The sequence below is a fragment of the Massilia solisilvae genome, from assembly GCF_024753215.1.
GTDB classification, from domain to species: Bacteria; Pseudomonadota; Gammaproteobacteria; order Burkholderiales; family Burkholderiaceae_D; genus Telluria; species Telluria solisilvae.
The window spans coordinates 51578-60764 of record NZ_JANUGV010000012.1 but is presented as its reverse complement, the minus strand read 5'-3'; the positions used below and the strand labels follow the sequence as shown (position 1 = coordinate 60764).

5 protein-coding genes are annotated in these 9187 nt (G+C 69.1%); 4 read left to right on the top strand and 1 reads right to left on the bottom strand.

What is annotated here, in order from left to right; translation table 11 throughout:
* The 3 genes from NX773_RS23080 to NX773_RS23070 all read left to right on the top strand — a co-directional run.
* Positions 1 to 2398, top strand: a 2398-nt coding sequence (locus tag NX773_RS23080) for a tandem-95 repeat protein (protein WP_258858577.1), incomplete at its 5' end; no start/stop codon positions are given.
* Positions 2399 to 2404: 6 nt separating this feature from the next.
* Positions 2405 to 3775 carry an efflux RND transporter periplasmic adaptor subunit gene (locus NX773_RS23075; RefSeq protein WP_258858576.1) on the top strand — a complete coding sequence of 457 codons (1371 nt, stop codon included), beginning with the start codon at positions 2405 to 2407 and terminating at the stop codon, positions 3773 to 3775.
* Between the two features lie 2 nt (positions 3776 to 3777).
* Positions 3778 to 5892: a site-2 protease family protein gene (locus NX773_RS23070; RefSeq protein WP_258858575.1), complete on the top strand. Its 2115-nt coding sequence runs from the start codon at positions 3778 to 3780 to the stop codon at positions 5890 to 5892.
* A 19-nt stretch (positions 5893 to 5911) separates the two neighbouring features.
* Here the strand turns inward: NX773_RS23070 and NX773_RS23065 are convergent, their stop codons facing one another.
* A complete protein-coding gene (locus NX773_RS23065) occupies positions 5912 to 6310 on the bottom strand; it encodes a group III truncated hemoglobin (RefSeq protein ID WP_258858574.1) in 399 nt (132 codons plus the stop codon).
* A gap of 235 nt (positions 6311 to 6545) precedes the next feature.
* Here NX773_RS23065 and NX773_RS23060 point away from each other — a divergent pair, with 235 nt between their 5' ends.
* Positions 6546 to 9068, top strand: coding sequence for a bifunctional diguanylate cyclase/phosphodiesterase (locus NX773_RS23060; RefSeq protein WP_258858573.1), 2523 nt, complete (start codon positions 6546 to 6548; stop codon positions 9066 to 9068).
* The last annotated feature ends 119 nt before the right edge of the window (positions 9069 to 9187 follow it).

The following is a 9187-nucleotide window of genomic DNA, read 5'->3' as shown; positions in this document are numbered from 1 at the left end:
TGGCGGCGCAGTCACCACGGCCGAGGACACCAGTTACGTCTTCCGTGCGTCGGACTTCAACTTCAGCGACTTCAACACCGGCGATGCGATGACCAAGGTCAGCATCTCGGCCGCGCCAGGTGCGGGCAAGCTGCAGGCCTACGTGAGCGGCGCATGGCAGGACGTCGGCGCCAGCGCCAGCGTGACCACGGCGGAGATCAATCTTGGCCACCTGCGCTTTGTGCCGGTGGCGGATGCCAACGGCGATCCGTACACCACTTTTACCTACAAGGTGTATGACAACGCCAGCGCCGCGTCCAGCGATGCAACGATGACCGTCAAAGTCACGCCGGTCAATGACCTGCCGGTCGCTGCCGACGGGACGATCACGACCAACGAAGACACCAGGGCCACCGGCAACCTGCCGGCAGCGACCGATGTCGAGCACGATGCGATCACCTACGCCAAGGGCACCGGCCCGTCGCACGGCACGCTGGTGCTCAACGCCGACGGCAGCTACGAGTACACGCCGGCCGCAAACTACAACGGCCCGGACAGCTTCACCTACACCGTCAGCGACGGCTCGGGCAGCAATACCTACAACGTCAGCATCACCGTCAATCCGGTGAACGACGCGCCGGTAGCCCACGGCGGCGCGAGCGGGACCGGGACTGTCGGCGAACCGCTGACGCCAATGTCGGTACCGGCCTTCACGGACATCGATAGCCCGACCATCACCTACAGCGCGACCATGGCCGACGGCAGCCCGCTGCCGGGATGGCTCAGCTTCGACCCCGCCACGCGAACGTTCTCCGGAACGCCGCCTGCGGACGCCATCGGCGCGCTGCAGTTGAAAGTGCTGGGCAGCGACGGCCAGTTGTCCGCCAGTGCGGCGGTCACGCTGACCGTGCTGAACCCGGCTGCACCGCAGCAAACGGTCAGCATCGCGTCGATGACGAAGGACACCGGCGTATCCGCCAGCGACTTCATCACCGCCGATGGTTCGGCCAACCGGACGGTGAGCGGCACCTTGAGTGCGCCCCTCGGCACGAACCAGGTGGTCCAGGTGTCGTTCGACGGCGGCGCAACCTGGACGAACGCCACGACGGACGGCACCAGCTGGAGCGCGGTCGATGGTAGCGCCCATACGGCCAACTGGAAGATCGTGGCCCGGGTCACCAATACTGCAGCGAATCTGCACGGCGCCGCGGACAATCGCGACGTTGTCCTCGACACGGCCGCCCCCGCGGCGCCGACCGTCAATGACGTCGTCACCGAATCGACCAAGCCAGTGTTGACCGGGTCGGCCGACGTGGGGCAGGGCGAAACCTTGCGCATCACCGTCAATGGCGCAACCTATGACGTGGTGGCGCAAAACGGCAAGTGGGCACTCGACCTGTCCGCCGTGTCGGCTCAGCCGCTCAATGTGGGCCAGTCCTACGACGTTACGGCGACCGTGACCGACCTGGCTGGCAACCATCGCGAAGGCAGCGGCAAGGTCACCGTGAACGAGAAGCCGCAACCAACACAGGCACCGACACAGGCGCCCACGTCGGCGCCGACACAGGCGCCGACACCCGCACCGACCGAAGCGCCGACGCAGGCGCCGACCCCGGCGCCGACCGAAGCGCCGACGCAGGCACCTACCCAGGCACCTACGCAAGCGCCTACCCAGGCACCGACCCCGGCGCCTACCCCGGCCCCGACGGCGCCACCGCCGCCAGTTGTCCAGCCGGTGCCAGCGGCGCCGCAGCCCACTGCCGCGCCTACGCCAGTGGAAGCGCCGCCGGCTGCGCCGGTGGTCGCGACGCCACCGCAGACCACGACCGTTCCGCTGGACCAGCCGGCGCCCGGCAGCGTGGTCGGCGCGGACGCGCAGCACATCACCTCCGGCCAGGGTACCCGCGCGCTCGAGACCAGCAGCGAATTGCAGATCACCCGCAGCGCCGAGCTGAGCGACGTGTACACCCGCTCCGAAGGTTTCCGGACCGTGGTGGCCAAGGCGGACGAACCGGCGCTGGTACTGTTCCAGGGCGTGCCCGACCAGTTCGTGGAAAGCGGGACGCACCTGTCGTTGACGGTGCCGGCCGACGCGTTTGCGCACACTCAGCCCAAGGCCATCGTGCGGCTCGCCGCCCAGATGCAGGACGGCCGCCCGCTGCCAGGCTGGGTGCAATTCAACGGTCAGACCGGCCAGTTCACGGGCGACGCGCCGCCGGGCATGCGCGGCGAGCTGCGTATCAAGATCATTGCGCGCGACATGGACGGGCGCGAGGCAGTGGCGCTGTTCCGCGTGAACGTGGGCCAGGGCCGCGTGGCCGGACAGGTCGAAAACGCCCCGGTGGGCAAGCCCGGTTTGTCGCAACAGCTGCGGGTCGCCGGTTCGCGGCCGGCCGCGACACCGCCGCAATCACGATAGGTCTGGATGGACAGGCAAAATAACGCGGTCGCGAATCCGTTCGCGACACTGGTCGACATGGCGCACCGCGCGCGCCACGTCGAGTCGGCTGTGGAACTCGATTTCCTCGCCGTGAACGGAACGCATGCGCTTGCGCCATACCGGCAGGCCGCGCTGTGGTTCGAGGACCGCCACGTATGCGCGCTGTCGGGCGTGGTGCAGATCGAGGCCAATGCGCCGTACGCGCAGTGGATCGGACGCCTGTGCGGCGAGCTGCGCCAGGCCGGACCGGTTAGCGCATTCGACGTGCCCGAGCCGTTCGCCCAGGAGTGGGGCGAGTGGCTGCCGGCGTACGGCTTGTGGCTGCCGCTGCCGGTGCCCGGCGAGACTGGCGAGGAGCTGCGCGGCGGCTTGCTGCTGGCGCGCGACATCCCGTGGATGGATCACGAGGTGGCGCTCTTGAGCGAATGGGCCGATATCCTGCGCCATGCGATTGCGGCGCGCCGGCGCCCGGTGCGCTGGACACCGACGGCGATCCGCACCCGGATCCGCCAGCGGATTGCTGCCGACAAGGCCGCGGGACTGCCGTGGTGGCGCCGCCGGGCGGTGCAGGCTTCGCTCGCGCTGGTCGCGGTCCTGTGCGTCCCGGTGCGGCTGACCGTGCTGGCGCCGGGCGAGCTGGTGCCCGCCAATCCGGCCGCAATCCGCTCTCCGCTCGAAGGCGTGATCGCGCGCTTTGACGTCAAGCCGAACGACTTCGTGAAAAAGGGCCAGCCGCTGTTCGAGTTCGACGAAGCCGAACTTCAGTCACGCGCGGCCGTTGCGGCGCAGGCGCTCGCCACCGCCGAGGCGGAATACCGGCAGGCGCTGCAGCAGGCGCTCACCGACGGCAAGTCGAAGGCGCAGCTGGCCACCTTGCAGGGCAAGATCGAGGAACGGCGCGCCGAAACCGACTATCTGCAGGGCCAGGCCGCGCGCGCGCGCGTGACCGCGCCGCGCGACGGCATTGCCTTGTTCGACGACCCGAGCGAGTGGGTGGGCCGCCCAGTGATGACGGGCGAACGCATCATGCGCGTCGCCGAACCGCGCGACGTGGAGGTCGAGGCATGGCTCGCGGTGGGCGACGCGATCCCGCTTGAACCTGGCGCGCCGGTGAGCCTGTACCTGGCTTCCGGCCCGCTCGACGCAGTCGATGCGCGCGTGCGCTACGTGGGCTACGAGGCGGTGGCCCGTCCCGACGGCAGCTACGCCTACCGCGTGCGCGCGACGCTCGACGCGCCGAGTGGCCAAAGGGTGGGGCTGAAAGGCACGGCCAAGCTGTCCGGCGGCCGGGTGCCGGTGGCGTACTGGATCTTGCGCCGTCCGCTGGCGACGGTCCGCCAGGCGCTGGGATGGTAACGATGGAACAAGCGTCGCGGCTGCCGCCGCTGCGCGAGGAACTCAGCCTGCATGCCGGGCCCACGCTTGCCAGCGGGGAGCCGAGCCACACGCTCGAGGACCCGGTGCGCAACCAGTTCTTCCGCATCGACTGGGTCACGTTCGAGATCCTCAAGCGCTGGTCGCTCGGCAACCCCGATGACATCCTGCTGTCGCTGCGCGCCGCCACGCCGCTGGACCTTGGCGCGGCCCAGGTCGAATCGGTGCTGCGCTTCCTGGTCGACAACCAGCTGGTGCAGCCGGACCCGCTCGGCTCGGTCAAGCCCATGGCCGCGCGCCACAAGGCCGCGCAGGGCAAGTGGACCACCCAACTGCTGCATCATTACCTGTTCTTCCGCATCCCGCTGGTCAAGCCGGACCGCTGGCTCACCCGCGTGGCGCCGTCGTTTGCGTGGCTGTTCTCGGGCGCCTTCATGCACCTGACGCTGCTCGCATTCCTGATTGGCGGCACGCTCGTGTGGCGGCGGTGGGACGAATTCGCCAGCACCCTTGCCGGTTCGTTCACCACCAGCGGCCTGCTGGCCTATGCGCTGGCGGTCGTGTTCGTGAAGTGCGCGCACGAGATGGGGCACGCGCTGACCGCCAAGCGTTACGGCTGCCGCGTGCCGGCGATGGGCGTCGCCTTCCTGGTGCTGTGGCCCGTGCCGTACACGGATACCAATGACGTGTGGCGCCTGTCGAACAAGCGCCAACGCTTGCGGGTTGCGGCGGCCGGGGTGATGACCGAACTGACGGTCGCGGTGTGGGCCACGCTGGCGTGGGCCGTGCTGCCCGATGGCGTGCTGCGCTCGGTCGCGTTCCCGCTGGCCACCACCACCTGGATCGCCACGCTCGCGATCAACGCCAGCCCGTTCATGCGTTTCGACGGCTATTTCGTCGTCTCGGACTGGCTGGACATGCCGAACCTGCATGGGCGCGCGTTCGCACTCGCGCGCTGGCAGCTGCGCGAGTGGCTGTTCGCGCTGGGCGGGCCGCCGCCCGAATTTTTCCCGAAGCGGCGGCATTGGGGCCTGGTGCTGTTCGCATGGGCGGTCTGGCTGTACCGCCTGGTCCTGTTCCTCGGCATCGCGGTGCTGGTGTATCACTTCTTTATCAAGCTGGTTGGCATTTTCCTTTTTTGCGTCGAGATGAGCTGGTTCGTACTGCGTCCGATCTTTGCCGAACTGCGCGAGTGGTCGGCATTCTGGCCCGCCCTCAAACGCAGCCCGCGCGCGCGCCGCAGCGCCGCGCTGGCCGCCCTGGTTGCGCTGCTGTTCGTGGTGCCGTGGCCCACGCGCGTGCAGTCTGGCGCGGTGCTGCGCCCGGCCGACGTGTACCCGATCCACGCGCCCGAGCATGCCCAGGTGGTCGTGCTGCCGTTCCACGAAGGCGCCCGGATCAAGGCCGGGCAGGTGATGGTGCAGTTCGCCGCGCCCGAAACCAGCAGCCGGCGCGAGGCACTGCAGGCGCAGGCCGAGCGGCTGCGCTGGCAGCTGGGCGCCTCCGGTTTCGATGCCGAGCAGCGCGCGCAGAGCGGCGTGCTGCGCGAGCAGTTGGCCACGGTCGAGGCCCAGCTCGAGGTGCTCGATGACGAGGCCGCGCGCTACAAGCCGGCGGCGCCGTTCGACGGCACGCTGCGCGACGTGCAACCGGAGTTGGCGAGCGGCGTCTGGGTCGGCAAGCGCGAGCGCGTTGCGGTGCTGGTGAGCGACCGCGCGCACGAAGCGAGCAGCTACCTGGACGAGGATACGGTGCGGCGCGTAGCGGTGGGCGACAGCGCGCGCTTCTACGCCGACGGCCTGGCCGGCCCGGCACTGAGGCTGACCGTGACCGGCATCGACCGCGACGCCAGCCGCACCCTGCCCAGCGGGCTGTGGTCCGCGCAGCAGGGCGGAACCGTGCCGGCGCGCGAAAGGCAGGGCGAGTGGTATCCCGAGCACGCGGTGTACCGCGTCACCTTCCGGGTGGACGAGCCGGCGCAGGAACTGGCCGGGCATGCGTGGCGCGGCAAGGCCGTGATCGACGCGAAATGGGAAGCGCCGGGCGCACGCTTCGTGCGTGCACTCGCGGCGCTGGTGTGGCGCGAAGCCGGGTTTTGAGCGGCCGCGCCGCTGGCGATCAGGCGGTGGCCGGCGGCGCGTCCGGCACGATCACCTTGCCGAAGTAGCCGTACTGGAGGCTGGCCGCGATGCGCTTGCCGACCAGCTGGAACTCATGCGCCACGGGCGGCTCGAACAGGCGCTCGGTGGTCTTGAAGAACATGCTCAGCCACAGGCGGAAGTGGTCCGGCTCCACGCCCGACAGCGCCATGTGGGTGCCGAACACGTTGCCCTGGAAGTTGTGGGTGCCCAGCATCACGGTTGACCAGAACTCGACCATGCGCTCGAGGTGCGCGTCCCAGCGATCGCCAATGGCCTTGTCGAACACGGGGCCGAGCACGGCATCGGCGCGTACGTCGTCATAAAACTCGTGGACCAGGGTATGGATGGAAGAGCGGTTCAGCGGCAGCGAGGACATGGTGCAGTGCAGTAAAAGATGATCACTGAATGCTACTCCTCGGGCACGCTTAAATCAACAAAGCAAATGTATGTTTTATGCGAGGATGCGGAACAAACGGCTGCTCGCTCATCATTTCTGTGCGACAATCCGTGTTTCCCGGCGGATACATTGATCCGCGCACTGCGACACACGAGATGGACAGCTTTCGAATACCGCGGCCACACCGGGGACGAGCCCGGCCGCGTCGCTTCACATGAGTACTTCGTTCGGCGCATTCAGCAAGCGCGCAGCGGCGCCTCGTGGCGTGCGCCAGCGCAGCCGGAAGGTCGAGCGCGAGCAGGTCGATCGCCTGCGGGCGCGCTTTGACCTCATCTGCCAGGCCACCTCGGATGGCCTGTGGGACGCCGAGGTCGGTCCCGACCCCGCGCGCCTGACCGACCCTGCCACGCCGTTCTGGTGGTCGCAACAGTTCAGGAACTTGCTCGGGTTTCGCGACGAACGCGAGTTCCCCAACGTGCTGGGCAGCCTCCTCGCGCGGCTGCATCCGGAGGACCTGGAACCCACGCTCAACGCCTTCCGCGCGCACGTGCAGGACCGCAGCGGGCAAACGCCATATGATGTAGCGTGCCGGCTGCGCTGCCGCAGCGGCGAATTCCGCTGGTTCCGCGCGCGCGGCCATACCCGGCGTGCGGCGGACGGGCGCGCGCTGCGCTTCGCAGGCGCAATGACCGACATCACCGACCGCAACACCCTGGTGACGGTGCGCCGCAACGCCGAGACCATCATCGCCAGCCTGCCGGCAGGACTGCTGATCCTGGACGAGATGCTGCGCGTCGTGGGTTCCAACGACGTCATCCACCAGATCCTGGGCCTGGTGGGCGCGGACGACATCCGCGGCCTGCCCATCGGCACGGTGCTGCCGCAGGAAGCGGTGGCGCGGCGCGCGCGCGACATGCTCGAACGCGGCGGCACCTCGCATGGCATCGAACTGCGGCTCGGCGACAAGTGGCTGCGGCTCGCGATGACGGGCGTCGTGCTGGAGGACGGCAGGCGGGTGCTGATCGTGGCCGAGGACGTGACGGCCGAACAGCGACTGCGCAAGCAGGCACGCGAGCACGCAACGCGCCACCGCGACCAGGCGGCGCTGCTGGACAAGGCGCGCGACGCGATTGTGGTGCGCGGCATGGACGGGACCATCCAGTTCTGGAACAAGGGCGCGGAGCGCATGTACGGCTGGAGCGCGGACGAAGTGCTGGGGCGCCAGTCCGACCCGTTGCTCTACCCGACGCCGGGCGCCGGCTCGGCGCTGGCGGCCGACGCGGCGCTCGCATCGGGCGAGTGGAGCGGCGAGCTGGAACAGCGGCGCAAGGATGGCAGCGTGCTCACGGTCGAGGGCCACTGGACGCTGGTGCGCGGCGAGGACAACGAGCCCAAGTCCTTCCTGGTCATCAATACCGACGTCACCCAGCGCAAAGCCAGCGACGAGCGCATTCGCACGCTGGCCCTGTACGACACGCTGACCGGCCTGCCGAACCGCTCGCTGTTCGCCGACCGGCTGAGCCAGGGGCTGGCCGCGGCGGCAAGGGAAGGCGGCGAGCTGGCGGTGCTGTTCATCGACCTGAACCGCTTCAAGGAAATCAACGACACGCAGGGCCACGGGGTCGGGGACGAGGTACTGGTCAAGGTGGCGCGCCGCTTCCAGGGCGCGCTGCGCGAGCACGAAACGCTGGCGCGCCTGGCCGGCGACGAGTTCGTGGTGATCGCGCAGGCGGCAGGCCGCCACGCCGCGGCCGCGATCGCTGGCAGGCTCGAACACGCGCTGGCCGAGCCGGTCGGCGCGCGCGGGCACACCTTCTCGGTCGGCCTGTCGATCGGCATCTCGATTTATCCCGAGGACGGGGCCAGCATCGACGACCTGCTGCGCTGCGCCGACATTGCGATGTACCGCGCCAAGGCCGGCGGCGGCGGCCACTTGTTTTACCAGCCGCAGATGAGCGTGGGCCTGGCCGAGCGCATGGAACTGGCGCGCGACCTGATGCGGGCGTTCAACCAGGGCGAGCTGCAGTTGTACTACCAGCCCCAGGTGAGCCTGGACAGCGGCGAGCTGGTGGGCGCGGAGGCGCTGGTGCGCTGGCAGGACCGCGAGCGCGGCTGGGTCAGCCCTTCGGTGTTCATCCCGATCGCCGAGGCGCGCGGCATGATCGGCGCGCTCGGCAGCTGGGTGCTGCGCGAGGCGTGCCGTCAACTGGGCAGCTGGCGCCAGCACGGCCTGCGCTTTCCGGGGCGGCTGTCGGTCAACCTGGCGGCACAGCAGCTGGAGCAGGCCGGCATTGCCGAGCGCATCCAGCAGATCGCCGGCGAAGCCGGGGTCGAGCCGGACTGCCTGGAGCTGGAACTGACCGAAAGCGGCCTGATGGCCAACGTCGAGCGCGCGATCGGCATCATGGGCACGCTGAAGGAGGCCGGCTTCTCGATCGCGATCGACGACTTTGGCACCGGCTACTCGTCGCTGGCCTATCTCAAGCGCCTGCCCGCGGACAAGCTCAAGATCGACATCTCGTTCGTGCGCGAGATGCTGACCGATCGCCACGACTACACCATCGTCAACACCATCATCGGCATGGCGCGCAACCTGCGGCTGAAGGTGATCGCGGAAGGGGTGGAGCAGCCGGCCCAGGCCGAAGCGCTGCTCGCTCTGGGCTGCGACGAGGCGCAGGGCTACTACTACGGCAAGCCGGTGCCGGCGGAGGAATTTGCGCGCCAGTGGCTGGCGTAAACGGCGCTTCGGGTCGTTGCCGTTGTAGGGTGGGCAGGTTTCCTGCCCACGCGTCCAAGCGTCGTTTGCACCGCGTCGCCGCACGCTCGTGTCGAACGCGTGGGCAGGAAGACCTGCCC